Below are 23,805 nucleotides of genomic sequence, written 5' to 3'. Positions count from 1 at the left end.
CGCGGGCCGCGCCGCCTCATTTAAAATTGAACCTCACGCGATCTTCGCTGCGCGCCGGGTATCTTCCGGCTTCCCGAAGGGTAGCGCCCCGCAAGGCGAATTCAATTAATAAAACCGCTGGTTCGCACACCTGTGTCCGCATAGCGAACGCACTGTGGAATTGATCATTTTCATGGCGCTCCGCGCCTGCGATCTTGCCGCCTCCGGGCCGCGCTGTAATAGTCCAGCCACATGCCCGCGATACGGTTTGCGCGCGCAGTCAGGATCACCATGCCGCCCTTCTTGATTTTCATTCGCCACGGCGAGACGGCGTGGAACGCCGAAGGCCGCTTGCAGGGCCAACGCGACATCCCGCTGAACGATCTGGGCCGCGATCAGGCCCGGCGCAACGGACGGGTGCTCAAAAGCTATCTCGCCTCCATCGGCCGCGATGCGGAGACGTTTGACTGGGTGGCCTCGCCGCTTTCGCGGGCGCGCGACACCATGGAGCTGGTGCGAGAACACGCCCGTCTCGATCCGGCGCGCTATGTCTGTGACGACCGGCTGAAGGAAATCACCTTCGGCGCCTGGGAAGGCTCCACCATGAAGGAGCTGAAGGCGCGCGACCGGCCGTCGGTTATGGCGCGCAAGGCCGACAAGTGGCGCTTCGTGCCGCCCGAAGGCGAAAGCTACGAGATGCTGTCCGCCCGCATCGAGATCTGGCGCGACAGTCTTGAGCGCGACACGGTGGTGGTGGCGCACGGCGGCATCAGCCGCGTGCTGCGCGGGCTGGTCTTCGGCACCCCCAGCCGTCTGGTCCCGGTGCTGCACGTGCCGCAGGACCGGTTTCTGGTCATCCGCAACGGCATCGGCGCCTGGCTGTAGCAGCCTCGCCGGGGTCCGCCAGCGCGGACACCTCAACCGATTTTCCGGCTGGTGTTTTGCGGCGCGGGCTCGTAAGCCGGTGCTTGCCGGCTCCGTGCCGGCGCCTGCATGGTTTACCGGATGCCGAGCTTCCCGGCGCGCATCCGATGCGTTCCCGCCATGGAAGGACTGGACCATTTCCGCGCGTCTGAACCTTGTCATCTTTCCCATCGGCTGGCTGCTGATCGTCATCGCGCTTTCCGAAATGGCGCTGGGCGCGATCTCGGCGATGTTTCTCGACGGCGAGGCGGTGACGCTGATGGTCGCCTCGGCCGGCACCTTCCTGTTCGGCCTGGGCATCATCACCACCACCGCGCCCGAGGAATTCGGGATGGATTTCCGCCAGGCCACGCTGTTTGTCGTGCTGGCCTGGATCGCGCTGCCGGTCGTGGCGACGCTGCCGCTGGTGCTGCCGCCGATGAACATGCCGTTTGCCGATGCGCTGTTTGAAACCGTCTCCGCCATCACAACCACCGGCTCCACCGTGCTGAGCGGGCTCGACGAGCTGCCCCAGACCATCCTGCTGTGGCGCTCGCTGCTGCAATGGATCGGCGGCATCGGCATCATCGGCATGGCGCTGGTGATCTTCCCGTTCCTGCGCATCGGCGGCATGCAGCTGTTTCGGCTGGAATCGTCTGATCAGTCGGAAAAGCTGTTCTACCGGTCCGGCCAGCTCGCGGGCGCCATCATGGTGGTCTACGGCCTGATCACCCTTGCCTGCATCCTGGCCTACAGGTTTGGCGGCATGAGCTGGTTCGACGCCATCAACCACGCGCTGACGACCGTTTGCACCGGGGGGTTTTCGACCCACGACGCCTCCATGGGCTATTTCGACAGCGCGGTCATCAACTGGACCGCCGTCGTCTTCATGACGGCCTCGGGCATTCCGTTTCTCACCTACCTGCGGCTCGCGCGCGGCCATCACCGGCTGGGACGCCGGGCCAACTGGCTGGAAACCCAGGTTTTTGCGTTTCTCGCCTTCATCACGAGCGCCACTCTGGGCATCGCCTGGTGGCTGACGGTGTTCGACCACGTGCCCTTCGGCAAGGCGCTGGGACAGGTGGCCTTCCACGTCGTCTCAACCGTCACCACCACCGGCTTCGCCGTCACCGACTATCTCGCCTGGGGGACGCCGGTCGCCGGTATGTTCTTCCTTCTAACCTTCGTCGGCGGCTGCACCGGCTCGACCGCCGGCGGCATCAAGATCTTCCGCTTCCAGCTTCTCGCCCGCATGATCGGCCAGCACCTCAGCCAGCAGGCCTATCCGCACGCCATCGTCACGCCGCGCTATGGCGCGCGAAAGCTGTCGGACGAGGAAATCGCCTCCATCGCCAGCTTCATCTTCCTGTATTTTCTCACCTGGCTTGGCGTGGCACTGCTTCTGCAGATGACCGGCATCGACCCCATGACGGCGCTGTCGGGCTCGATCACGGCGCTGGCCAACGTCGGCCCGGGCATCGGCAACGTCATCGGACCGGCGGGCAATTTCGCCTCCCTGCCCGAACTCGCCAAATACATCCTCGCCGCCGCCATGATCATCGGCCGGTTGGAAATCATGACCGTCTTCGTGCTGCTGATCCCGGCGTTTTACCGCTAGCCGGTGCTGCGCGAGCCTCAATTGCGCTCGTGAAAAATACTGACTAGGCTCTGCGCACGAATTTTTGGGGGTTCACATGAAATTTGGCATTTTTGCTTTTGTCTTTTTGTCCTTTCTATTCTCGCAAGCCGCCTTGGCTGAAACCTACAGCCGCACGGTGAAACCGGGGCGGACATCCGCGGTTGGCGGATATTCTGTGGTGCACAGCGACACCTGCCTGAACGGGCCGTTGCCGCGCTACCGGATCAAGACGGCCCCGGAACACGGAAAGGTCGAATTCCGCAAGGAAACGTGGAAATTCAGAAACAAGTCCAGCCGATGCGACGGCAAGCCGGTCAAGGGGCTCGTGATCTACTACACCCCGAACAAGGGCTTTCGTGGCAAGGACAGTTTCAAAGTGGAAAACAGCCGCCTGCGCTATTCAAACGGCACACTGAGAGTCTCGACGACCAGCGTCTACGACATCACCGTGAAATAACACAGGCGGCCAAAGCGCTTCCTGCCAACAACAGTCAGATGCATCGCCGGCGTTTCGGCGGTCGTCTGATTATCCAACCGGGGCCTCGCTTACGCCCGTTTTTGTTGACCTGGTTTTTCATTGGTTGGTGCTGGGCTGAATTTTCGTCTAGAACGCGACGATCACGCATGTCCGTTCGACCCAGTCAGCCAGAGTTCCCATGTCCCACAATTCCTTCGGCCACCTGTTTCGATTCACCACCTGGGGCGAGAGCCACGGGCCGGCGCTCGGCTGCGTCGTCGACGGCTGCCCGCCGCTGATCCCGCTCGACGAGACCGACATCCAGGGCTGGATGGACAAGCGCAGGCCGGGGCAGTCGAAATACACCACCCAGCGCAAGGAGCCGGACCAGGTGAAAATCCTGTCCGGCGTGATGGTGGATGAGGACGGGGTGCAGAAGACCACCGGCACGCCGATCTCGCTGATGATCGAGAATGTCGACCAGCGCTCGAAGGACTATTCCGAGATCAAGGAACGCTACCGGCCGGGCCACGCCGACTACACCTATGACGCCAAATACGGCATCCGCGACTATCGCGGCGGCGGACGCTCATCCGCGCGCGAAACGGCCGCGCGTGTTGCGGCCGGCGCGGTGGCGCGCAAGGTGATCGCGCCGATGCAGGTGCGGGGCGCTCTGGTGCAGATCGGCCCGCACAAGATCAACCGCGACAACTGGGACTGGCTTGAGACGGCCAACAACCCGTTCTTCTGCCCCGACAAGGAGGCGGCAAGCCTCTGGGCGGACTATCTCGACGGCATCCGCAAGTCCGGCTCGTCCGTTGGCGCCGTGGTCGAGGTCGTCGCCGAGGGCGTGCCGCCGGGCCTGGGCGCGCCGGTCTACGGCAAGCTCGATCAGGACATCGCCTCGGCGATGATGTCGATCAACGCGGTCAAGGGCGTGGAGATCGGCAACGGTTTTGAGGCGGCGGCGCTGACGGGCGAGAAAAACGCCGACGAGATGCGCATCGGCCAGGGCAAGGTGCCGCTGTTTCTCTCCAACAACGCCGGCGGCGTGCTCGGCGGCATCTCCTCCGGCGAACCCGTCGTCTGCCGCTTCGCCGTCAAGCCGACGTCGTCGATCCTCACCCCGCGCCAGTCGATCACCCGCTCGGGCGAAGAGGTCGAGGTGATGACCAAGGGCCGCCACGACCCCTGCGTCGGAATCCGCGCCGTGCCCGTGGGCGAGGCGATGATGGCGCTGGTGCTGGCCGATCATTTCCTGCGCCATCGCGGCCAGGTGGGCTGAAGCCTCTCCGGAACTCCAAAGCCGACTGCTTCGGACACGCGCGGCGCCGCGCGATGGTGCGCGCGCTCGTCAGTATCCCGCTACGTCAATTTTGGCCATTGCGGAGGGCTCGGCTTCGCTGGTACCGTCGTCGCGGATGGCCTGCGGCCCTTTATTCGCCGCGCCGCCGTCAGCAAGAGCACGCCGCATGTTCGCACATGCCGCCTGCACCCAATGCCATCTGTATTGATTGACTGATTTGCATCGCGCGCCGGGCGCCTCGGATTGGAGGCATCACCCATGCAAGCCACCGGCTGTCCTCGGCGCGAAATATTGAGGGACACCATGCGCCACAGAGTCCGCGCGGCCGCGCGCCTCGCATTTCTCGCCGCCATCGCCACGACGATCTCCGGTTCGCCATCCTGGGCACAGGCCGACGGCCGGCAGTACACGCCGCCCGACTACGTCTTCAGCCCCGACATTCCGCACGACATGGTCACCCATGACGTCGGCGCGATCGGCTTCCAGCCGTTTGTCGACATTCTCGCCTGGGACACATTCATCGCGCTGAACTGGCCGGTGCCGCGGCCGATCACCGAGCGCGGCGTGCCCGACCGGCAGAACGTCATTGGCGGGTTCCTGTCCGGCCCCGGCGAGGGCGGCGGGCCGACCGCCCTGCCGACAGGGCCGACCGTGTGGGAGACCTTCAAGGACACCAACGACATCTATCTCGATCCGCCGGTGGCCCCCAGTTCCTTCGACACGCCGGAAAGCATTCCGCCGCAGTGCCAGTCTCTGGCCGCGGAGTATCCGGAAGCCGCCAGGCGCACGCTGACCATGACCTCGAAGTTCGGCGAGCTGCTGACCTCCATCGTGCAGGCGGACGGCAACCGGCTGGTCGACCAGAACGGCGAGAACGTCTGGTATGAGGTCAAGCTGAACCGCGTCTATTACGACTATGTCGTGGACAACAAATTCTATGTCAGCACCAACCAGAGCGGCAAGACGATCGCCTTTCCCGCATCCTCAAACACCACATCGCAGCCCGGCACGGTCAAGGTGAAGGCGGCGTGGAAGATGATGGGCGGGACCGGGTCCAAACAGCCCGACGACCCGAAGAAATTCTACACCACCGAGGCGCTGGTGCTCGATCCCGACACGCAGGTCTGCTCGAAGCAGCTTCTGGGGCTGGTCGGCCTGCACGTGGTGATGAAGACCGAGCAACTGCCGCAATGGATGTGGGCGACGTTCGAGCATGTGGACAACGCGCCGGACCAGACGGCGGGACCGGCGGCCGGACAGCAGTACAATTTCTACAACGCGGCCTGCACTTCTTGCACCGTCAACGAGCCGCCGGCGAAAAGCAGCCAGGAGCCCACGCAAGTGATGCGCGTCGTCCCCGTCGACACCGTCGCGGCCGGCGACAACACGCTGTATCAGGCGGCGCTGGTCACCTTGCGCGCCGACAACGTCTGGCAGAACTACGAGCTGGTCAACGCCCAGTGGGGCGCCTCGCCGACGCCGATCGGCACCCCCAACCAGCCCAAATATCTCGCCAACACGACGCTGGAGACCTACCTGCAGGACGCCGCGGAGCCGAACGGCTGCATCAATTGCCACGGCAAGTTCGCCGGCCAGACCGATCTCGACTTCCAGCTCACCAACGCCTATCCGCGCGCCTCCACGACGGCGTCGCAAGAGGTCATGGAGTTGCTGAGCCTTCCCGGCGTCGCGACGCCGCAATAGGGCGTTTCACTCCTCGGCGGAGGCACCCGCATCCGCCCCCTCTCCCGTGGGGAGAGGGCTGGGGTGAGGGATCAAAGCTCTTGGCTTCACGGAGAACCTGACGCCCCTCACCCGGCGCATGCGCGCCGACCTCTCCCACAGGGAGAGGTTAAGGAAAGGCGCTGCCAACAAATAGCGAGACAGTTCGTCTGCGAACGCCTCCCCTTTCAGTGCCACTGAAAACCCCTTTACGCGTGCCCGGCGATGCGTGTAGAAAGCCGCCATGCGACTTGATGATTGGCTTGCCCGCTCCAAGGAAACCCGCTCCGCCTTCGCGCGCCGCACCGGCCTCTCGCCGGCAGCGATCACCGCGCTGTGCAACGACCCGAACGTGTGGATTTCACGCGAGACGGGTTGCCGCATCGCGCAGGCGACGGGTGGCGCCGTCACTCCCAACGATTTCCTCGGGCTCGCCCCAGCAAAGGATTCCGACATGCAGCAGTCCCGCGTCGCCGACGCCATCCGCGCGTTCGAGCGTGGCGAGATCGTCGTCGTCACCGATGACGACGACCGCGAGAACGAGGGCGACCTGATCGTCGCCGCCTGCCATGCGACGGCGGAGAAGATGGCCTTCATCGTCCGCCACACCTCCGGCATCGTCTGCGCGCCGATCACCCGGGAGAACGCCCACCGGCTGCGTCTCGATCCGATGGTCAGCGCCAACGACGCGCCGCATGCCACCGCGTTCACGATCTCCATCGACTACAAGCACGACACCACCACCGGCATTTCGGCCGAAGACCGGGTGGCGACGGTGCGCGCCATGGCCAACCCCAACGCGGGCGCCGCCGATTTCGTGCGGCCTGGGCATATCTTCCCGCTGATCGCCAAGGATGGCGGCGTGCTGATGCGCTCTGGCCATACGGAGGCCGCCGTGGATCTGTGCCGGTTGGCGGAGCTGCCCGAGATCGGCGTGATCAGCGAGCTGGTCAACGACGACGGCACGGTCAAGCGCGGCCCGCAGGTGGCCAGCTTTGCCGAGGAGCACGGCCTGAAGATGGTCTCCGTGGCCGATCTGATCGCCTGGCGCCAGCGCAAGGAAAAGCTTGTCGAGCGCGTCTATGAGCAGTCGATCGAAACCATCGCCGGCCCCGCCTATGCGATCACCTATTCCACGCCCTACGATCCGATGGACCATCTGGCCATCGTCTACGGCGATATTCTCGACGGCCGTCACGTGCCGGTGCGGCTGCACCTGGAATCGGTGATCGACGATGTTTTCGGCAGGACCCAGCCGCTGGACACCATCATGCGCGGGCTGGCCGAACGCGGACGCGGCGTGGTCGTCTATCTGCGCGAGGGTTCGGTCGGCGTCGCGCGCCAGTCGCGCCGCGCGCGCGAGGAAATCGACAGCGACCGCGAGGAGCACGTCTCGGCGCAGAAGCGCGCGGAAAGCTGGCGCGAGGTTGGCCTGGGCGCGCAGATCCTGAAGGATCTCGGCGTGTCCTCGATCCTCCTTCTCTCCTCGCGCGAGCGCCACTATGTTGGCCTCGAGGGTTTCGGCATCGACATCGAGACGACCGAGATCATCGACGGGTAAGCGGCAAAACGGGGGACGATGGACATGCGCGATCCCTGGGCGGACGAGACGGAAGGGCCCAGGCCCTTCGCCATCGGCTATCGCAAAGGCACGGGCGAAGGCCTGGTCTATGGCGGCCTGTTCGTGGCCGGCCTGGGCGGTGTGGCTGTCGCCACCGGCTCCGGCCCGGCGTTTCTCGTGCTCATTGCCGCAGGTCTGCTCGCCACCTTCCACTACTATCCGCTGGTGGAGGCCGGCCGCCCCAAACTCGGCGCCAACGCCGGCGGGCTGTTCATCGAGGGCATCGGCTTCATCGACTGGGCCGAGATCGCCGACCTCGAGCTCTACCGCACCTCGGTGCGCTCCATCGTGCTGAGCAATCTCATCGTCACCCTGACGCGGCCCCTCGAGGACGCCGTGGTCAAACGCGAGGCGCAGCCGGTGTGGCGGATGCTGATGGCGCGCTGCTACACGCGCAAGACGCCCACCCGCATCGAGGTGCCGCTGCACACGATGCAGGGCGACGCCGAGGAAATCCTCGCCCTCCTGCGCGCCTATCGCCCGGCGCGCTGAGCGCCCGGACAGGATTTCGATGCGGAGGCTTCGCGCGCCGCCCGGACCCGCGCAGAAAGCGTTCCAACACACCGCCCATCCTTCGAGACGGCGCTGCCGCGCCTCCTCAGGATGAGGTCCATCGTGTTGATGTTTCATTGGAAAGCGACACGCACCGCCTCATCAGCTGCACCCACCGCCTCATCCTGAGGAGGGCCGCAAGGCCCGTCTCGAAGGATGGGCCGCGTGCTCGATTGTCCCGTCTCCACCGCCCCAACAAAAAGGCCGCGCATCACCCGATGCGCGGCCTTTTCCATTCAAACCGTGAGCCGGGTCACTTCACCACGGAGATGTCCGGCGCGTCGACGGCCTTCATGCCAACGATGTGATAGCCTGAGTCCACGTGCTGGATCTCGCCGGTGATGCCGCGCGACAGATCGCTGAGCAGGAACAGGGCCGCGTCGCCCACCTCTTCCACCGTGGTGGTGCGGCGCAGCGGCGAGTTGTACTCGTTCCACTTCAGGATATAGCGGAAATCGCCGATGCCCGACGCCGCCAGCGTCTTGATGGGCCGGCGGAAATGGCGTTGACGCGAATCCGCTGCTTGCCGAGATCCTCGGCCAGATAGCGCACGCTCGCCTCCAGCGCCGCCTTGGCGACGCCCATGACGTTGTAGTTGGGCATGACCTTCTCGGCGCCGTAGTAGGTCAGCGTGAGCATGGAGCCGCCGTCCGTCATCAGCTTTTCCGCGCGCTGCGCGATGGCCGTGAAGGAATAGCAGGAGATCTGCATGGTCATCGCGAAATTATCCGGAGACGTATCCACGTAACGGCCGGTCAGTTCGTCCTTGTCGGAAAAGCCGATGGCATGGACGACGAAATCGATCTTGCCCCACTTCTCCTTCAACGTGTCGAAGACGGCATCGATGGTCGATTCGTCGGTCACATCGCAATGGCCGACGACGAAACCGTCCAGCTTCTCGGCCAGCGGCTCGACGCGCTTCTTCAGCGCATCGCCCTGATACGTCAGCGCGACTTCGGCCCCGGCGTTCTTGAGAGCCGAGGCGATGCCCCAGGCAATCGACCGGTTGTTCGCGACGCCCAGAATGAGCCCGCGCTTGCCGTCCATAAGTCCACGCACTTCCGACATCTGTCTCTCCAGCCGAATCCCAACGCCTGGTCAAGCCCCTCGCGACCGGCGGTCTGCTATGGCACAGCGTCCTGCATCCTTCAAGCCGAAGCGGTTTTTCAATCCCGCATCGCGGATCACAAACATCGTAGCGGCGTAAGACTCCGTGATTTATAAGTGGCTCCCATGAGCAAGCATCTTCACGCCCCAAACGCCGAACTGATCGCGCGCTTCGCCGCGATCGTCGGTCCGAATCATGCCCTGACCAATGCGCAGGACATCGAGCCCTACCTCATCGAATGGCGCGATCTCTACGCCGGCAAATCACCGCTGGTCCTGCGCCCCGGCAACGCCGAGGAAGTGGCCGCCATCGTGCGGCTGGCCAATGACAACGGCGTCGGCGTGGTGCCGCAGGGCGGCAACACCGGCCTGGTCGGCGGCCAGACGCCGGACGACAGCGGCAAGCAGATCGTGATTTCTCTGTCGCGGCTGAACACCATCCGTGAGGTCGATGCCACCGGCAACACCATGACGGTGGACGCGGGCGTGGTGCTGGAGAAGATCCACGACGCGGCGGACGCCTGCGACCGGATCTTTCCGCTGACGCTGGGATCGCAGGGCTCGTGCCAGATCGGCGGAAATCTCTCCACCAACGCCGGCGGCACCGCGGTTCTGGCCTATGGCAACACGCGCGACATGGTGCTGGGCGTGGAAGTGGTGCTGGCCTCCGGCGAGATCTGGAACGGCTTGCGCAAGCTGCGCAAGGACAACACGGGCTACGACCTCAAGCAGCTGTTTCTCGGTTCCGAGGGCACGCTGGGCATCATCACCGCGGTCACGCTGAAGCTGTTTCCCAAGCCCAAGGCCCAGGAAGTGGCCTTCGCCGGGCTGGACAGCCCCGCCGCCGCGCTGAACCTGTTCAACCTCGCGCGCACCCGCGCGGGCTCCATGCTCACCGGCTTCGAGCTGATGCCGCGTATCGGCATCGAGTACGATCTGGCGCATCTGGAAGGCGCGCGCGACCCGCTGATGATGCCGCATCCGTGGTACGTGCTGATGGAGCTCTCCTCGGGCACCGATATGGAGGCGGCGCGCGCGCTGATGGAGCTGATCTTCGAGGACGCGTTCGAGGCGGGCCTGGTGAAAGACGCTGCGCTCGCGGAAAGCGTCGCCCACCGGCGCGATTTCTGGCACCTGCGCCACGGCCTGTCGGAGGTGCAGAAGCAGGAAGGCGGCTCCATCAAGCACGATGTCTCCGTGCCGGTCGCCAACATCCCGGAGTTTCTCGACGAGGCGCTCGCGGCGGTCGAAAAGGCCGTGCCGGGCTGCCGTCCGGTGCCGTTCGGCCACATGGGCGACGGCAACATCCACTTCAACGTCTCCCAGCCCATCGGCGCCGACCGCGAGGAATTCCTCGACAAATGGTACGACATGAACGCGGTGGTGCATGACATCGTGCTCAAGTACGGCGGATCGATCTCGGCCGAACACGGAATCGGCCGGCTCAAGCAGCCGCTGCTGCCGGGGGTGAAGAGCGCCGTCGAGATGGATCTGATGCGCAAGGTCAAGGCCGCGCTGGACCCCAACGGGATCCTCAATCCCGGCAAGGTGCTCTGAGACGCGACATCTTCGAGGCGGACGACGATGGACAAGGATCTGTTCGAAAAGGGCCTGGAAATGCGCCGCGCAACGCTGGGGGCGGAGTATGTCGATGCCAATCTGGCCAAGGCGGACGATTTCACCCGCCCCTTCCAGGAGGCCATGACGCAATGGTGCTGGGGGTTCGGCTGGGGCGACGACGCGATTCCGCCGAAAACCCGCAGCCTGATGAACCTCGCCATGCTCGGCGCGCTGGGCCGCATGCACGAATGGGAAACCCATTGCCGCGGCGCGCTCAACAACGGCTGCACGAAGGAAGAGATCCGCGCCGCCGTGCACGCCGTCGGCATCTACGCCGGCGTGCCGCTGGCGCTGGAATGCTTTCGCGTGGCGCGCAAGGTTCTTGAGGAAGCCGGGGAAATTTAGCCCGCAACGCTGCCGACGCGGGAAATCTCTGGCTCCCGGCCGCCGCGCCAGACCATCCGCCACAGCCCGCCCTGGGTGACGTTCTGCACACAAATCGGCTTGAAGCACGCAAGGCAGGTTCCGCCGGGGTTGCGCAGGGATGGATAGACGATCCCGTTTGAATCGCGGGCGCGCAGATCCGCCGCGAGCCCCTGCCCTTGCGGATAACCGATGCCGGGATCGGGATGCAGAATACCCTCACCGGCAGGCAGACCGCGCGCGTCATGGAACGGCCCGATGAAATCGGCAAGAAGCTCGGCGTAGTCGGTCTCGTTGACGAAGCAGTTCGTGGCTTCAAGCTCGCGCGTCAGGTGAAACGCCACTTCCGCCTGCGCCGTCTCCACCTCGAAACTCGCGTACCACGCGCCGCGCTGGGGGCCGTTGAAACGGTTGCCGGTGGCGCGCGTGTAGCAGAAGGCGGCGTTGACGTAGGTCCAGCCGTATTGCGTCTGGCTTTGCGTCAACAGCTCCGCCGGATCGACATCGAGCGCGACCTGATGGTGCTGGGCGCGGGCGCGCGCGCTGGTGAGCATTTCCAGATTGGCGATCGCCGCGAGCTCCGCCTCGTCATCGACAAGTTCCGCGAGTACCGGCGGTTTCAGCCGGCCGCTCGTCACCAGCCTCACCGTGCGCATCTGCGCGACCTGGGCAACCGGGAGCGGCATCAGACCCCGCCGCGCAAGGCGTCCAGATGGTGACGCACATCCATCATCGCGGGAATGCCGCCCGCACGCATGACTTGCACCGGCGTCTGGCCGCCAAACAGCGCTCCGGTATTCACGCGTTTGGCCCATTCGTCGGCAAGCGGCTTGGAGAACACCAGATTGAGGCTCTTGAACATGCCCAGAAGCAGGCTCATGCGGGTCAACTGATCCTGATTGAGCCGGAACTGCTCCGGGTGCTGGCGGATGCGGCTCCATTGCTTCGCCGAGATGCACAGAAGATCCGCGATCTCGGTTTGCGTCACGCCCCAGGCGTCGGCCAGCCGCGCCATCGCCTTGACGTAGGCCCGCTTGTGCGCGGCCTGGGCGTCATCGTTCAGATCGGAGATTTCGGCGCGAGCGGCGGGCATGGGCGGTTTCCGCTGGGCATGAGACATGGACATTTGTCTATCATACCTGGTGACATTTGTCCACTTATCAAGCCCTGTGCTGCCCGAGCCTGGCGAGCACCAGGTGACCGGGCACCGGAGTGCCCTCTTCCAGGCGCACCGTGATGTCGTCCATGGCGAGAATGAAAAAGCCGTTGGCCTCCAGAACCGTGCGCACATAGTCCGCCGCATGGGCGAAGCGCTGCTTGGCGCCCACGGTGTAGGACCTGCCGCCGAAATCGACCTCGCCCAGCGTCTCGGTGGAGAAGCCGAACAATCCGCCGGGGGTCAGCCGCGCCGCCGCGCCATTGATAATCGGCTCGATGCGGCCGAGGTAGGGAAACACGTCGGTGGCGACGATCAGGTCCCAACTGGGGCGCGAGCCGTCCTCCTCCTCGAACTCCTCGAGAAACGACACCGCCTCGCCGGTGTAGAGATCCTCGTAGACGCCCCGGTCGTAGGCGGTCTCCACCATGCGCTCGGACAGATCCGCGCCGGTAATGTGATCCGCGATGTCACGCAGCGCCGCGCCGGAAAGCCCGGTGCCGCAGCCCAGATCCAGCACGCGCCTATGAATGCCGGGCGCGTGGAGCTCCAGCATGGCGCGCATGAGCCCCGGCACGCCGTAGCCGAGCTGACCGACGAGGATGTCGTCAAAGGCGTCGGCGTGCTGGTCGAACAGCGTCGCGACATAGGCGTCGGGCATTTTTTCAGGCGCCTCGCCCAGCCCGAGCGCCGCCAGCCGGATCGAGACGCCGCCGTGATCGGCCGGGTCGATCGCCAGCGCCTGGCGATAGGCGCACGCCGCCTCATCAGGCCTTCCCGCCTTCTCCGCCGCGAGACCCCGGTTGTAGGCCTCGGCCAGCGCCTCCTCGTCGAAATCGTGGTCCGCGGCCGCGTCAAGCTCGGGGGGCGTTTCCGGCATGGTTCAACTCGCATGGGCCCCGGGATCCGTCGCCGGGAGCATTGAAAATCTGGCGCCTTGATAGAGACGATCGGTGCAAAAGGACAGCGCAAAGGATCGAACGGGACGTCCGGCCTCAGAACAGATCGAACTGATCGTTCGCCGTCTTGCGCGCCTGCCGCACAGGCTTCGGCGGAGCGTCCGGTTCGGGATCCACCGGCGTCAGGATGTCGGGATCGTCGTTGGCGACCTTGTTCACCCGCGACGAGATGGGGGTGGCGGCGAAGAGGTCGTCGGGCGCCGGTTTCAACATCTGCGCCGCTTCCTTGGCGCTGACATCCGCGGTGTCCAGCCAGCGGTCGAAATCGGCGGGATCGATCACCACCGGCATGCGGTCGTGGATGGGCGCGACGGTGGCGTTCGCCTGCGTGGTGAGGAAGGCCGCCGTCTCGATTTCACTGCCGTCCGCGCCCATCCAGTCGCACCACAGCCCCGCGAACCCCACGAGACCGCCGTCCTTCGGCGCGATCCAGTAGGCCTGCTTCGCCCCGCCGGGGCCGCGCCGCCATTCGTAGAAGCCGTTGGCGGGAATGAGACAGCGGTGATGGCGCATGGAGCCGCGAAACGCCGGCTTCACCAGCGCCGTCTCCGAGCGCGCGTTGATCAGCAGCGGCAGTGTGGAGGGATCCTTGGCCCAGCCGGGAATCAGTCCCCAGCGCACCAGCGCGAAATGCCGCGCGCCGTGCTGCGCGCGGACGATGGCGATCGGCTGGGTGGGCGCGATGTTGTAGCGCGGCGGGAAGTTCGGCTGCTCGCCATACAGAAAGCGCGCCCGCACGTCCGTGGGGCTGTCTTTCAGGGAATAGCGTCCACACATGGCTCGTTCACCGGATTCAACATGGATAATTCTTACAGGTCGTCGGCGGACACACCGGCGTTACGCAACACCCTCGAGGGGTCCACTTTGACGGGTAATCAATTGGCAATACAACAGCCTTATGGTGATTTGAAGTCATTCAGGAGAGACGCATTCGCATGTCCGATCTTGTGGACACAATCGGGGTCGGAGAGTTGAGCGCCGAAAGGCTCGCTCACGCCAACATCAATCCCACCACCGGACTCGCGACCGACTACCTGAATCACTTCAACGAAGTCATCATGCTGTTCGACCTGCTGCCGGCCATGCCGGACTGCACGGCAGACGTGCTCGCATGGCGTCCGCGCACCTATCAGGAGCACTTCCAGTGCTCGGGGTTCACGGAAAAGGCGCTCGCGGTGCGCGCCTATGAAGCCGCGCCGCAGGCGGCCCGCGCGACCTTCGACACGCTGATCACCGAGGTCGAGCGCGAGGTCATCGCCACCCAGGAACAGCTCTCCGAACTCGATCCCGCCGCCACCAATGATATCGCCATCACCGCCCAGCGCGCGTGCAACCGGCTGAAGCCGCTGCTTGCCTCCGCCGGCGGCGTGATCCATGGTCACGACGTCAGCGCGCAGATCGAAATCGAGGCGGAAGTCGAATCCTCACAGGAAGACATCGACGCGCTGTTCGCGTAGTTCCGGTTCGCCGAGACGCTCTTTCCGCCGCACCGGGCCGACATTCGGATACCCATGACGCCTCCTGACCCGCGCGCCTTTCCCGACCGTCCGTTCGTTGGCGTCAGCGCCGCGTGCTGCCGCGATGGCACGATCCTGCTGGTCAAACGCGGCAAGCCGCCCTACCGGGGCGCCTGGAGCCTGCCCGGCGGGCTTGTGGAACTCGGCGAAACGCTGCATCAGGCTGCGCTGCGCGAACTGGCCGAGGAAACGGGGCTTTCGGGCGAGATCGTCGACTTTCTGGAAGCCTTCGACATGATCAGCCGCGACGCGGCGGGCCGCATCGAGCGGCATTTCGTGCTCACCGTTTTCGTCGTGCGCCCCGGCGCGGGCGAGGCGATCGCCGCCGATGACGCGGAGGCGGTGATGTGGGCCGACACCGCGGCCCTCGCCGCGCTGGACGCCGCCGACGCCATGACGCCGGGCACCGCGGAGCGGGCGCGCCGCGCCATCGCCCTGTCGCGACGCTGAGCGTGCCCGCACGGTGCCGCACCATTCGGGGGATCGCGGCTCCGCGGATGTCATCAGCGCTTGAAAGGCCGCGGGCCTGCGCCCATTATCCCGCCATGACCCGCACCCGCTTCGTTCTCGTTGCCGCAATGATCGCCGTGCTTGCCGCACCCGGCGCGCGGCATTCGCATGCGCAGAGCAACAACGAACAGCCGCCCTACGAAGACGACCTGATGCGGCTTTCCGAGGTGCTGGGCGCGATCCACTATCTGCGCGCGCTGTGCGGGGCGACCGATGGCACCGTCTGGCGGGACCGGATGAACGCGCTCCTTGAGGTCGAGGCCGATGAGCCGGCGCGGCGGCACAAGCTGGTCGACCGGTTCAACCGCGGCTACCGCAGCTTCGCCTCGGTCTATCGCGAATGCACGCCGTCGGCGCGCAGCTCCACCGAGCGCTACATGACCGAAGGCCAGGCTCTGGCGGACGAGATCGCCACCCGCTACAGCCGCTGACGCGCCGGATGGCGCAGCATCCTTCCGCTTGGCCGGAAGTGCCGCGAAAGATTTCCCCCGAAAAACGCAACAGGCGCCGCGGTACCCCGGTCAGGGGGCCAAAGACCACGGCTTTCCGCCAAATACGACCTAAGCGTTAACCTCTTCTGTCAAATTTTTCATTGGTTATTAACACTTGCTAAACGTTCCCGATGCGCAAGGCGCTCAATGCATGATAGGTTTTGATTCGGAGATGGGGAGGTCCCGAAAAGAGTTCGGGAACCAGACAGCGGCGGTTTTTTTTATGATCAGCGATAAAGACGACGACGTCACCTGGGAAGAGACTGAAGAACGTGCTCAGGCGGAAGACGAACGCCGGATGGCCATGAGCTATATCAGCGACGCCTGGGCCGATGCCATTGCGGATGGCATCGATGCCGACGCGGTCGCCCAGGCAGCCCTGTTCACGGCGCTGATCGACCTGGTCGCCGCCTATGGCGAGACCGCCGTCGCAGAGCTGGCGGAGGCCTTGCCGCAGCGCATCCTGCAGGGCGAATATACGGTCAACCGCACGCTGCAGTAGACCCGGCACGAGCCGACACGAACGCCATTTCCGGCGCCGCATCGCGGCGCCGTTTCTGTTTCACCGACGGCTGTTCCGCTCAGCGCGCCAGCGCATAGGCCAGTTGAGCCAGCACCACGGCGCCGAAGACGATCAGGGCCGCGCCGGCGATCCGGTTGATGCGTTCCAGCCAGGCGTCCGTCGCCCGGTCACGCAGCCGCGTCGCGATGCCCGCCACGGTCACCCACCACAGCACGCCGCCCGCGATCACGCCGAGGACCAGCATCACCGCCGCCGCCGCGTCGTCGCCATCCGGCGCAAGCGGACCGAGCGCGCCGATCAGCGCGACCGAGCCCAGCGCCGCGCCGGGGTTGGTGATGGTCATGGCGAAGGCTGTCAGCAGGCCTGAAAGCCGCCCCGTTCCGCCGCCGCCGCCGTCGTCGAGATGCGGGTGCATGCGCCAGGTCAGCGCGCCAAAGACGAGCAGCAGCACGCCGCCCACCGCCTGGATCAGCATGTGATGCCCGGAAATGAACTGCGACACGGCGCTCACGCCGAAGGCGGCCGCGCCCGCGAACAGCGCGTCGGCGATGGCCGCGCCCGCGCCGGCGAACAGCCCGTTGAAAAACCCGAACCGCAACGCCCGCTGGATCGCCATCACGTTGACCGGGCCGACGGGCGCGGAAATGGCGATGCCGATGGCCATGCCGGTCGCAAAAAGTGTTGGATCGATCAAGCCGTCAGCCCCTTGCACATACAGTCCGTTTTCCGGTGGCGCCCGCACCCAGCCATACGCAATGGCCGGACGCGCGACAACTGCCCGCGATCAAACTTTATTGCTTGGATATCAAGCCCGCACGTCACATGTGTCCATCTGTGGTTATGCCAACGGCGGATGGCGCTGTATGATGCCGCCACACAATCGCACACCGGGCCCAGCGCCCGGCTCCGCCCGCAAACGGCACGACGCCCGGAGACCGAAATGCAAGACCGCATGCCGAAGACGACCGCCCTGCCGCCGCAAGACGCTGTCGGACAGCCGCGCTGGCTCTTGCCGCAAGGCGCCGGGCGGGCGCTCGCGGGAGCTCTCGCGGGTGTGCTGATCATCAGCGCCGGCGCACCGGCCTCGGCGGCCGCGGTGAAGACCGAAAGCATTCTCGTGGAGCCGGAAACACCCGACCCGGCGACCGGCGCCCAGGAGCTGGAGGTCTCGCCGCCGCAGGAGGCGCCCGACGCGGAGGTCGAGGCACCGGTTGTCTATTATGGCGACATAGACCTGCCGAAACCCGTGCAGCGGATGCGCGCGCAGATGCTGGACGCGGCCGCCAGCGGCGACATCGAACGATTGCGCCCGGTGCTGGAAGCCAATGAAGTGATGCCGACGCTGAGTTTCGGCAGCATCGACGATCCGATCGCCTTCCTCAAGCAATCCTCCGGCGACGACGAGGGCCGGGAGCTGCTCGCCATCCTCATCGAGGTTCTGGAAGCCGGCTGGGTGCATGTGGACGCCGGCACCCCGCAGGAAATGTACATCTGGCCCTATTTCGCGCGCTATCCGCTCGACAAGCTGGACGCGCGGCAGATGGTCGAGATGTACAAGCTGCTCACCGCCGCCGACTACGAGGACATGAAGAGCTTCGGCGCCTACATCTTTTACCGCGTCGGCATCGGTCCCGACGGCACATTGCATTATTTCGTCGCCGGCGACTGAGTGCCCGAAGGCAGGGGGCCGGCCCGTGCAGGCTCCGGGTACGTGGGTGCCCGCCTTGCTCCCAGCCACTTTCTCCCCTATCCCAAACGGGTAACCAGAAGCATGGAGGCGGCGGCATCATGGCGGACGGCACTATCTGCGAACTCGGCGACCGGGGCGTGATCCGTGTCAGCGGCGAGGACGCGCAGGCGTTCCTGCAAGGGCTGGTAACCTGCGACATCGACACGCTCGAATCCGGTGCCTACGGCGCGCTGCTGACGCCGCAGGGCAGGATCATCTTCGACTTTCTCATCACCATGAGCAGCGATTTCGGCCGCAAGCGCTATCTGCTGGACCTCGACGCGGGCAGCGCCGCGGCGGCGGCCAAGCGCCTCGCCATGTACAAGCTGCGGGCCAAGGTGGAGGTTGCCGACGTTTCCGACACGCTGTGCGTGATCGCCGCCTGGGGGGATGTGGACGGCGCGACCCTGCCACCGCATGCGGTGCCCGATCCGCGCCTTGCCGCGTTAGGCCTGCGCGCCGTCGTGGCGCGCGACGATGCCGACGCGATCATCAAGGCCTCGGGGCTGACCGTCGGCGAGACATCCGATTATCACGCCCACAGGGTGTCGCTGGGGGTGCCGCACGGCGGCAGCGATTTCGCCTTCGACCAGACATTCCCGCATGACGCTGACATGGACGGGCTCAACGGCGTCGCCTTCAAGAAGGGCTGCTACGTGGGCCAGGAAGTGGTCTCGCGCGTCCACCATCGCGGCACGGCGCGGCGCAGGATCGTCCAGGCAGCGGGCGCGGGCGCCTTGCCCGGCGCGGGCACCGACATCATGGCAAACGGCAAGTCCATCGGCACGCTCGGGTCCACCGACGGCGCCAACGGGCTGGCGCTGGTGCGCATCGACCGCGCGGCCGAGGCGCAGGCCGCGGGCGTCCCGATCCTTGCCGACGGCGTCGCGCTGACCCTCAGCCTGCCCGCATGGGCCAATTTCACCTGGCCCGAGGCCGGAGACGAAGCCCCGTGATTGCCGTCCTGTTCATGCGGAGCCGGTCCTGATGGCTGCGGATCGTGTGTCGGCGGGAGCGCGTGCCTGGCAGCGGATGCTGTCGGGCCGCCGGCTTGACCTGCTCGATCCCTCGCCGCTCGACGTGGAGATCGCCGACATCGCGCACGGGCTGGCCCGCGTCGCGCGCTGGAATGGCCAGACACTCGGCGAACACGCGTTTTCCGTCGCCCAGCACTGCATCGTGGTGGAGGATCTGGCGGTGCGGATGGATCCGGGGCTGGAGCCGCGCTGGCGGCTGGCAGTGCTGTTGCACGACGCGCCGGAATACGTCATCGGCGACATGATCTCGCCGTTCAAGACCGTGCTCGGCGGCGACTACAAGGCCGTGGAGGAGCGGCTGCAGCGGGCCATCCACCTGCGCTTCGGCCTGCCGGCCGTGCTGCCGCAGAAGATCAAGAAACTGGCCAAGCGCGCCGATCTCGTCTCCGCCTATTTCGAAGCCATCGAGCTCGCCGGATTTGACGACAAGGAGGCAGGCAGGCTGTTCGGCCGTCCGCGCGGTTTCGATGCCGACGCCCATGGCCGGCTGCGGCTTGGCCTGGAACCCTGGCCCGTGGCGCTGGCGCAGGCCCGGTTTCTCGACCGTTTCGGCGAGCTCGACGCCCTGCTGCAGCAAGCGCATGCAAAATGATACGATCGCGGGGTGGCGATTTCACGTTCCGGCCCTAGATTTGCTTGGGCACTGACCCAACGCCGCACCACAGAACCGCCTGCGTCAGGCGCAACAACCGGATCGCCATGCTTCACGTCTGCTCCCTCTCGCGCCTGCATGAGACCGTCGAACGCACCGGCGCGCGGCATCTGCTGACTCTCATCAACGAGAACACGCCGGTGGAACGGCCGGCGCGGATCGCCGAGGAAAACCATCTGTTTCTCGGCTTCAACGATATCCTGTCGCCGCTTCCCGGCATGGTGCCGCCAAGCGAGATCCACGTGATTTCGCTGCTGCGTTTCGTGCTGAACTGGGACGCCACCACGCCGCTGGTGGTGCATTGCTTCGCCGGGATCAGCCGCTCGACGGCGGCGGCCTATATCACCGCCTGCGCCCGCAATCCCGACCTGGATGAGGAAACGATCGCCCAGGCGCTGCGCGCCGCCTCCCCGTCCGCGACGCCCAATGCCCGGCTGGTTCACCTGGCCGACGACCTGCTGGGCCGCGAGGGGCGCATGGTGGCCGCGATCGGCCGCATCGGCCGCGGCGCGGACGCCTATGAGGGCGAGCCGTTTGAGCTGTACTTCGGTTCGGCGGAGTGACGCCGCAATGAACGAAGATACGACGCGGGCCATCGAAATCGGCCTCAACGCCGTCATCGTGTCCGTGCTCGGCCCCGCGCCCATGGTGCTCGTGGTCGGCAGCGGCGCGCGCGAGGCGCTGCCCTTCGGCCCCTTCGATCCATTACGCCACCGCACCTTCGAGATCGGCCTGCGCTCCTGGGTGGAGGCGCAGACCGCGCTCAACATCGGCCATGTGGAGCAGCTCTACACCTTCGGCGACCGCGGCCGGCACTCGCAGCCCGACGATGCCCGCGCGCATGTGGTCTCCGTCGGCTATCTGGCGCTGACGCGGCAAAGCCCGGAATCCGAGGAGGCGCTGACCATGGCCAACGCCAACTGGCGGCCCTGGTACGGCTATTTTCCATGGGAGGACTGGCGCGATGGCCGGCCGGACATGCTCGACGCGTTCATCCTGCCCGCGCTGGAGCAATGGACCACGGCGGGCGGACCGGGTCCCGACGCGCGGCGCGGCCAGCGGCGCAAGGACCGGCTGCGGCTGTCGTTCGGCGGCGACGGCAGCCCGTGGGACGAGGAGCGCGTGCTGGAGCGCTACGAACTGCTCTACGAGGCGGGCCTGCTGGAAGAAGCGCGCCGCGACGGGCGGCCTTGCGTGCTCGACACGCCGATCGCGCTGGGCCATCCGATGCAGTTCGACCACCGGCGGATCCTCGCCACCGCGATTTCGCGGCTGCGCGGCAAGCTGAAATACCGCCCCGTGGTGTTCGAGCTGATGCCGCCCGAATTCACGCTGACCGAGCTGCAGGGCACAGTGGAGGCGATTTCCGGCCGCCACCTGCACAAGCAGAATTTCCGCCGCCTTGTGGAGACGGCCGAACTGGTGGAACCGACCGGCGCGGCCTCCACCAGCACAGGCGGCCGTCCGGCGGCGCTGTTCCGCTTCCGCCGCGAGATCCTGCGCGAGCGCCCCGCGCCCGGGCTCAGGGTCGGAGGGCGGTAAAGCGCCCTTTTATTTAGGACTGGCGGCCGTTCTTCCCGGCAATGCCCCGCGCGGCGTCTTCCGCCTCCCCCAGAAGCTGCCACAGCAGCGCCAGCCGATCCGCGCCCATACCGCGCGCCATCGCGCTTTCCGCCCGCCGCCAGTGCCCCGCCGCCCGGCCATAGACCGCGCGGCCCTCCTCCGTCAGCCGCTGCGCGCGCATCCGCGCATCCCCGCCGTCCACCGGCCCGATCCAGCCCAGCGCCTGCATGCGCTCCAGCGTGCGCGTCATGGTGGTGCGCTCGGTGCCCAGGGAGTCGGCCAGCGCGGTGATGCCGCTGTCGCCGTCCCGCGCCAGCGCCGCAAGGATGGAAAACTGCACGATGGTCACCCCGCTGGGCTCCAGCGCGGCGTCATACAGGCGCGTCACCCGGCGGTCGGCGCGCCGCAGCCGGTAGCAGGTGCATTTCAGATCCTCAACCATGGGCATACTCGCGAAACGGGGTGGTGGCGCGTGATGAAATACGTGTTGGTACACGTAATTCTTGTGATACCATCGCTTGCGGATCACAATGCCAGAAATTGAGTGTATCAGCACCTAAAACATGAGGGACGGACATGGATGGCGCAAGCGAACGGACATACGGCGTGGTGTCGCCCGGGGATGCCGCCGGCAAGACCGGGCTCGAGGTGCTGCAGGGTATCATCGACGCCAGGCTACCCGCCCCGCCCATCGCCCGCACGCTGAGCTTCGCGCTCAGGGAGGCCGAGCACGGCCGCGCGGTCTTCGCCGGCACGCCGACGTTCGACAGCTACAACCCGCTTGGCACCGTGCACGGCGGCTGGACGGCGACGCTGCTGGATTCGGCCCTCGCCTGCGCGGTGCATTCGACACTGGCGGCCGGCGAGGGATACACCACCATGGAGTTCAAGGTGAACTGCGTCCGCCCGATCACCGAAGCGACGGGCGAGCTCGTCTGCGAGGGCCGGATCATTCACCGCGGCCGCCGCATGGCGACGTCGGAGGCGAGCCTGCGCGATGCCGACGGCACGCTCTACGCCCATGGCACGGAAACCTGCATGATTTTTCCCGCGCCATGACGCGCGATTGCTGCAGCACGGCTTGCGGTTTATGCGCGAACGGTTTCTTGTGAGCCGTCGATCATGACAGCTATTCGAACCGGACGGGCACCGCATTGGACAGCATCTTTGTCTTCGCCATCCTTTTCCTGCTGGCCCTGGTGCTGTGCGCGATCCTGGGGTTTGTCGCCTGGCTGCGCAGCGGCGATCTGCGCGATCGCATCAACAGGCTTGAAGCCGAGGTAGCGAAGCTGAAGGCCGCGCCGCCGGCCGCCAGCGCGCAGGCCGCGGCACCGCGCGAAGCGCCTTCCGGACCGCCACGCGAGACGTCCGCTGAACCCCCTCGATAAAAGCCGCCCCCGCGAGGAAGCAGTCCCCGCGCGCGCGGCAGCCGCATCGGTGCCGGGCGTGCGCAGTGAGGCTGCCTCGGAGCCGCCTGCGCCGCCCTCGCCGCCTGCCGCGCCCAAACGCGCCTTCGAGGAACGCTTCGGGGCGAGTTGGACGGTGTGGATCGGCGGCATCGCCCTGGTCTTCGGCGGCATTTTCCTGGTGCGCTATTCCATTGAAAGCGGCCTGCTGACGCCGCTGGCGCGCGTGCTCTGCGGCGCGGCCCTTGCGCTGGCGCTGATTGGCGCGGGCGAATGGACCCGCCGCGGCGCGGGCGGCATCGCCGCCAATACGGCCGGGCGGGCCTATATCCCCGGCGTGCTGACGCTGGCGGGCATCACCACGGCATTCGCCAGCGTCTTCGCCGCGCACGCGCTTTACGATCTGATCGGCCCGGCCACGGCCTTCGTGCTCCTGGGCAGCGTGGCGCTGCTGACGCTGGCGGCCTCCGTGCTGCACGGCCCCGCCGTGGCGAGCTTCGGCCTCATCGCCTGCTACGTCGTGCCGTTCCTGGTCACATCCGATGAGCCGGCCGTGCTGCCGCTGGCCTTCTACGGCCTGTTCGTGACGCTCGCCACCTATGGCGTCGCGCGCATCCGCCGCTGGCGCTGGCTGGCGATCGCGGGCGCCGGCGGCGCGGTGTTCTGGGCGCATGTGCTGGCCTTTGCCTCGGGTCCGGCGGATGCCGGAAACCTGGCGCTCTACGATCTGGCGGTGCTGGGCATCGCGGCCTTCATCTTCGTCGTCAGCCTGCATCCGCGCGATGCCAGCGACGCGCGCGCGACGCCGGACTGGCTGGCGGCGGGCGTGCTCGCGGCCCATGCCTTGCCCGTCTTGTATCTGCTGCAGATCGATTCATTCGGGACGCTCTCCGTCGCCACCCTGGTGATCGCCTGCGCGGCGCTGCTGGTCATCGCCAGCGAATGGCCGGCTGCCGCCGGCGCGGCGCTGGGGCAGCGGCGCTCGGCGCGCTC

26 protein-coding genes and 2 pseudogenes are annotated in these 23,805 nt (G+C 66.3%); 21 read left to right on the top strand and 7 right to left on the bottom strand.

Translation table 11 applies throughout. From position 1 onward, the window contains the following. Nucleotides 1–270 precede the first annotated feature (270 nt). The 7 genes from D1F64_RS05310 (at nt 271) to D1F64_RS05275 (ending at nt 8,119) form a co-directional block, all read left to right on the top strand. Nucleotides 271–864 (top strand): histidine phosphatase family protein, encoded by a 594-nt coding sequence (locus D1F64_RS05310; protein ID WP_117411574.1) that lies wholly within the window; start codon nt 271–273, stop codon nt 862–864. A gap of 79 nt (nt 865–943) precedes the next feature. After that, complete coding sequence (locus D1F64_RS05305; RefSeq protein WP_117411573.1) at nt 944–2,500, top strand: TrkH family potassium uptake protein; 1,557 nt, start codon at nt 944–946, stop codon at nt 2,498–2,500. A gap of 76 nt (nt 2,501–2,576) precedes the next feature. Next, nucleotides 2,577–2,978 (top strand): hypothetical protein, encoded by a 402-nt coding sequence (locus tag D1F64_RS05300; RefSeq protein ID WP_117411572.1) that lies wholly within the window; start codon nt 2,577–2,579, stop codon nt 2,976–2,978. A gap of 199 nt (nt 2,979–3,177) precedes the next feature. Beyond that, complete coding sequence (gene aroC / locus D1F64_RS05295) at nt 3,178–4,263, top strand: chorismate synthase (protein WP_117411571.1); 1,086 nt, start codon at nt 3,178–3,180, stop codon at nt 4,261–4,263. Nucleotides 4,264–4,587: 324 nt separating this feature from the next. Then, nucleotides 4,588–5,988 carry a hypothetical protein gene (locus tag D1F64_RS05290; protein ID WP_117411570.1) on the top strand — a complete coding sequence of 467 codons (1,401 nt, stop codon included), beginning with the start codon at nt 4,588–4,590 and terminating at the stop codon, nt 5,986–5,988. Nucleotides 5,989–6,250: 262 nt separating this feature from the next. After that, nucleotides 6,251–7,567, top strand: a complete 1,317-nt coding sequence (gene ribB / locus D1F64_RS05280) for a 3,4-dihydroxy-2-butanone-4-phosphate synthase (RefSeq protein WP_117411568.1) — start codon at nt 6,251–6,253, stop codon at nt 7,565–7,567. Nucleotides 7,568–7,591: 24 nt separating this feature from the next. Continuing rightward, on the top strand, nt 7,592–8,119 hold the full coding sequence (locus D1F64_RS05275; RefSeq protein WP_162901310.1) for a hypothetical protein: 528 nt from the start codon (nt 7,592–7,594) through the stop codon (nt 8,117–8,119). A gap of 313 nt (nt 8,120–8,432) precedes the next feature. On the opposite strand, the pseudogene fabI reads toward D1F64_RS05275, so the two are convergent. Further along, nucleotides 8,433–9,247, bottom strand: a pseudogene (fabI, locus tag D1F64_RS05270) (enoyl-ACP reductase FabI). Nucleotides 9,248–9,412: 165 nt separating this feature from the next. Between fabI and D1F64_RS05265 the strand changes: the two are divergent. Together D1F64_RS05265 and D1F64_RS05260 are read left to right on the top strand one after the other, a co-directional pair. After that, a complete protein-coding gene (locus D1F64_RS05265) occupies nt 9,413–10,843 on the top strand; it encodes an FAD-binding oxidoreductase (protein WP_117411566.1) in 1,431 nt (476 codons plus the stop codon). A gap of 27 nt (nt 10,844–10,870) precedes the next feature. Continuing rightward, nucleotides 10,871–11,251, top strand: coding sequence for a carboxymuconolactone decarboxylase family protein (locus tag D1F64_RS05260; protein WP_117411565.1), 381 nt, complete (start codon nt 10,871–10,873; stop codon nt 11,249–11,251). Here D1F64_RS05260 and D1F64_RS05255 read toward each other — a convergent pair. The 4 genes from D1F64_RS05255 to D1F64_RS05240 form a co-directional block, all read right to left on the bottom strand. Further along, nucleotides 11,248–11,955, bottom strand: a complete 708-nt coding sequence (locus tag D1F64_RS05255; RefSeq protein WP_117411564.1) for an RES family NAD+ phosphorylase — start codon at nt 11,953–11,955, stop codon at nt 11,248–11,250. The two genes, D1F64_RS05260 and D1F64_RS05255, sit on opposite strands and share 4 nt — an antisense overlap. Then, nucleotides 11,955–12,362 (bottom strand): antitoxin Xre-like helix-turn-helix domain-containing protein, encoded by a 408-nt coding sequence (locus D1F64_RS24275; RefSeq protein WP_162901309.1) that lies wholly within the window; start codon nt 12,360–12,362, stop codon nt 11,955–11,957. The genes D1F64_RS05255 and D1F64_RS24275 overlap by 1 nt, the downstream gene beginning before the upstream one ends. A 67-nt stretch (nt 12,363–12,429) precedes the next feature. After that, nucleotides 12,430–13,305, bottom strand: coding sequence for a methyltransferase (locus D1F64_RS05245; RefSeq protein ID WP_117411562.1), 876 nt, complete (start codon nt 13,303–13,305; stop codon nt 12,430–12,432). A gap of 115 nt (nt 13,306–13,420) precedes the next feature. Continuing rightward, nucleotides 13,421–14,161: an SOS response-associated peptidase gene (locus D1F64_RS05240; RefSeq protein ID WP_117411561.1), complete on the bottom strand. Its 741-nt coding sequence runs from the start codon at nt 14,159–14,161 to the stop codon at nt 13,421–13,423. Nucleotides 14,162–14,319: 158 nt separating this feature from the next. Between D1F64_RS05240 and D1F64_RS05235 the strand changes: the two genes are divergently transcribed. The 4 genes from D1F64_RS05235 to D1F64_RS05220 all read left to right on the top strand — a co-directional run bounded on the left by D1F64_RS05235 (nt 14,320) and on the right by D1F64_RS05220 (nt 16,404). After that, the gene (locus tag D1F64_RS05235; protein ID WP_117411560.1) at nt 14,320–14,841 is read left to right on the top strand and encodes a hypothetical protein; all 522 of its coding nucleotides are present in this window, start codon (nt 14,320–14,322) and stop codon (nt 14,839–14,841) included. 54 nt (nt 14,842–14,895) lie between these two features. Next, nucleotides 14,896–15,351, top strand: a complete 456-nt coding sequence (locus D1F64_RS05230) for an NUDIX hydrolase (protein WP_117411559.1) — start codon at nt 14,896–14,898, stop codon at nt 15,349–15,351. A 47-nt stretch (nt 15,352–15,398) separates the two neighbouring features. Beyond that, nucleotides 15,399–15,842, top strand: coding sequence for a TIGR02301 family protein (locus D1F64_RS05225; protein ID WP_117411558.1), 444 nt, complete (start codon nt 15,399–15,401; stop codon nt 15,840–15,842). Between the two features lie 283 nt (nt 15,843–16,125). Further along, nucleotides 16,126–16,404: a hypothetical protein gene (locus D1F64_RS05220; protein WP_117411557.1), complete on the top strand. Its 279-nt coding sequence runs from the start codon at nt 16,126–16,128 to the stop codon at nt 16,402–16,404. Nucleotides 16,405–16,483: 79 nt separating this feature from the next. On the opposite strand, the gene D1F64_RS05215 is transcribed toward D1F64_RS05220, so the two are convergent. Beyond that, nucleotides 16,484–17,119 (bottom strand): LysE family transporter, encoded by a 636-nt coding sequence (locus tag D1F64_RS05215; RefSeq protein WP_205470664.1) that lies wholly within the window; start codon nt 17,117–17,119, stop codon nt 16,484–16,486. A 246-nt stretch (nt 17,120–17,365) separates the two neighbouring features. On the opposite strand from D1F64_RS05215, the gene D1F64_RS05210 reads away from it, so the two are divergent. From D1F64_RS05210 to D1F64_RS05190, 5 genes are all read left to right on the top strand, one after another. Beyond that, on the top strand, nt 17,366–18,094 hold the full coding sequence (locus D1F64_RS05210) for a hypothetical protein (RefSeq protein WP_248304628.1): 729 nt from the start codon (nt 17,366–17,368) through the stop codon (nt 18,092–18,094). 119 nt (nt 18,095–18,213) lie between these two features. After that, the gene (locus tag D1F64_RS05205) at nt 18,214–19,110 is read left to right on the top strand and encodes a folate-binding protein YgfZ (RefSeq protein WP_117411556.1); all 897 of its coding nucleotides are present in this window, start codon (nt 18,214–18,216) and stop codon (nt 19,108–19,110) included. Between the two features lie 31 nt (nt 19,111–19,141). Then, nucleotides 19,142–19,783 (top strand): HD family hydrolase, encoded by a 642-nt coding sequence (locus tag D1F64_RS05200; protein WP_117411555.1) that lies wholly within the window; start codon nt 19,142–19,144, stop codon nt 19,781–19,783. A gap of 107 nt (nt 19,784–19,890) precedes the next feature. Then, the gene (locus D1F64_RS05195) at nt 19,891–20,406 is read left to right on the top strand and encodes a tyrosine phosphatase family protein (protein ID WP_162901308.1); all 516 of its coding nucleotides are present in this window, start codon (nt 19,891–19,893) and stop codon (nt 20,404–20,406) included. 7 nt (nt 20,407–20,413) lie between these two features. Then, nucleotides 20,414–21,385, top strand: coding sequence for an NAD regulator (locus tag D1F64_RS05190; RefSeq protein ID WP_117411554.1), 972 nt, complete (start codon nt 20,414–20,416; stop codon nt 21,383–21,385). A 13-nt stretch (nt 21,386–21,398) separates the two neighbouring features. Here D1F64_RS05190 and D1F64_RS05185 read toward each other — a convergent pair whose 3' ends face one another. After that, entirely contained in the window at nt 21,399–21,848 is a 450-nt protein-coding gene (locus D1F64_RS05185; protein ID WP_162901307.1) for a MarR family winged helix-turn-helix transcriptional regulator, read from the bottom strand. Nucleotides 21,849–21,982: 134 nt separating this feature from the next. On the opposite strand from D1F64_RS05185, the gene D1F64_RS05180 reads away from it, so the two are divergent. The 3 genes and pseudogenes from D1F64_RS05180 to D1F64_RS24270 all read left to right on the top strand — a co-directional run. Continuing rightward, a complete protein-coding gene (locus D1F64_RS05180) occupies nt 21,983–22,465 on the top strand; it encodes a PaaI family thioesterase (protein ID WP_117411552.1) in 483 nt (160 codons plus the stop codon). A gap of 95 nt (nt 22,466–22,560) precedes the next feature. Then, nucleotides 22,561–22,794, top strand: coding sequence for a hypothetical protein (locus tag D1F64_RS05175; protein ID WP_117411551.1), 234 nt, complete (start codon nt 22,561–22,563; stop codon nt 22,792–22,794). Nucleotides 22,795–22,843: 49 nt separating this feature from the next. Continuing rightward, a pseudogene (locus D1F64_RS24270) lies at nt 22,844–23,701 on the top strand (DUF2339 domain-containing protein); the annotation flags it as partial. Nucleotides 23,702–23,805: the final 104 nt, after the last annotated feature.

This window comes from Breoghania sp. L-A4 (genome assembly GCF_003432385.1).
GTDB lineage: Bacteria > Pseudomonadota > Alphaproteobacteria > Rhizobiales > Stappiaceae > Breoghania.
The sequence above is the reverse complement of the archived record's forward strand: the minus strand, read 5'-3'. Positions and strand labels throughout refer to the sequence as shown.

Coding starts and splice junctions, on each gene's coding strand:
- D1F64_RS05310 (WP_117411574.1), top strand. CDS start 271: ATGCCGCCCTTCTTGATTTTCATTCGCCACGGCGAGACGGCGTGGAAC.
- D1F64_RS05300 (WP_117411572.1), top strand. CDS start 2,577: ATGAAATTTGGCATTTTTGCTTTTGTCTTTTTGTCCTTTCTATTCTCG.
- aroC (WP_117411571.1), top strand. CDS start 3,178: ATGTCCCACAATTCCTTCGGCCACCTGTTTCGATTCACCACCTGGGGC.
- D1F64_RS05290 (WP_117411570.1), top strand. CDS start 4,588: ATGCGCCACAGAGTCCGCGCGGCCGCGCGCCTCGCATTTCTCGCCGCC.
- ribB (WP_117411568.1), top strand. CDS start 6,251: ATGCGACTTGATGATTGGCTTGCCCGCTCCAAGGAAACCCGCTCCGCC.
- D1F64_RS05275 (WP_162901310.1), top strand. CDS start 7,592: ATGCGCGATCCCTGGGCGGACGAGACGGAAGGGCCCAGGCCCTTCGCC.
- D1F64_RS05265 (WP_117411566.1), top strand. CDS start 9,413: ATGAGCAAGCATCTTCACGCCCCAAACGCCGAACTGATCGCGCGCTTC.
- D1F64_RS05260 (WP_117411565.1), top strand. CDS start 10,871: ATGGACAAGGATCTGTTCGAAAAGGGCCTGGAAATGCGCCGCGCAACG.
- D1F64_RS05255 (WP_117411564.1), bottom strand. CDS start 11,955: ATGCCGCTCCCGGTTGCCCAGGTCGCGCAGATGCGCACGGTGAGGCTG.
- D1F64_RS24275 (WP_162901309.1), bottom strand. CDS start 12,362: ATGCCCGCCGCTCGCGCCGAAATCTCCGATCTGAACGATGACGCCCAG.
- D1F64_RS05245 (WP_117411562.1), bottom strand. CDS start 13,305: ATGCCGGAAACGCCCCCCGAGCTTGACGCGGCCGCGGACCACGATTTC.
- D1F64_RS05240 (WP_117411561.1), bottom strand. CDS start 14,161: ATGTGTGGACGCTATTCCCTGAAAGACAGCCCCACGGACGTGCGGGCG.
- D1F64_RS05235 (WP_117411560.1), top strand. CDS start 14,320: ATGTCCGATCTTGTGGACACAATCGGGGTCGGAGAGTTGAGCGCCGAA.
- D1F64_RS05230 (WP_117411559.1), top strand. CDS start 14,896: ATGACGCCTCCTGACCCGCGCGCCTTTCCCGACCGTCCGTTCGTTGGC.
- D1F64_RS05225 (WP_117411558.1), top strand. CDS start 15,399: ATGTCATCAGCGCTTGAAAGGCCGCGGGCCTGCGCCCATTATCCCGCC.
- D1F64_RS05220 (WP_117411557.1), top strand. CDS start 16,126: ATGATCAGCGATAAAGACGACGACGTCACCTGGGAAGAGACTGAAGAA.
- D1F64_RS05210 (WP_248304628.1), top strand. CDS start 17,366: ATGCAAGACCGCATGCCGAAGACGACCGCCCTGCCGCCGCAAGACGCT.
- D1F64_RS05205 (WP_117411556.1), top strand. CDS start 18,214: ATGGCGGACGGCACTATCTGCGAACTCGGCGACCGGGGCGTGATCCGT.
- D1F64_RS05200 (WP_117411555.1), top strand. CDS start 19,142: ATGGCTGCGGATCGTGTGTCGGCGGGAGCGCGTGCCTGGCAGCGGATG.
- D1F64_RS05195 (WP_162901308.1), top strand. CDS start 19,891: ATGCTTCACGTCTGCTCCCTCTCGCGCCTGCATGAGACCGTCGAACGC.
- D1F64_RS05190 (WP_117411554.1), top strand. CDS start 20,414: ATGAACGAAGATACGACGCGGGCCATCGAAATCGGCCTCAACGCCGTC.
- D1F64_RS05185 (WP_162901307.1), bottom strand. CDS start 21,848: ATGGTTGAGGATCTGAAATGCACCTGCTACCGGCTGCGGCGCGCCGAC.
- D1F64_RS05180 (WP_117411552.1), top strand. CDS start 21,983: ATGGATGGCGCAAGCGAACGGACATACGGCGTGGTGTCGCCCGGGGAT.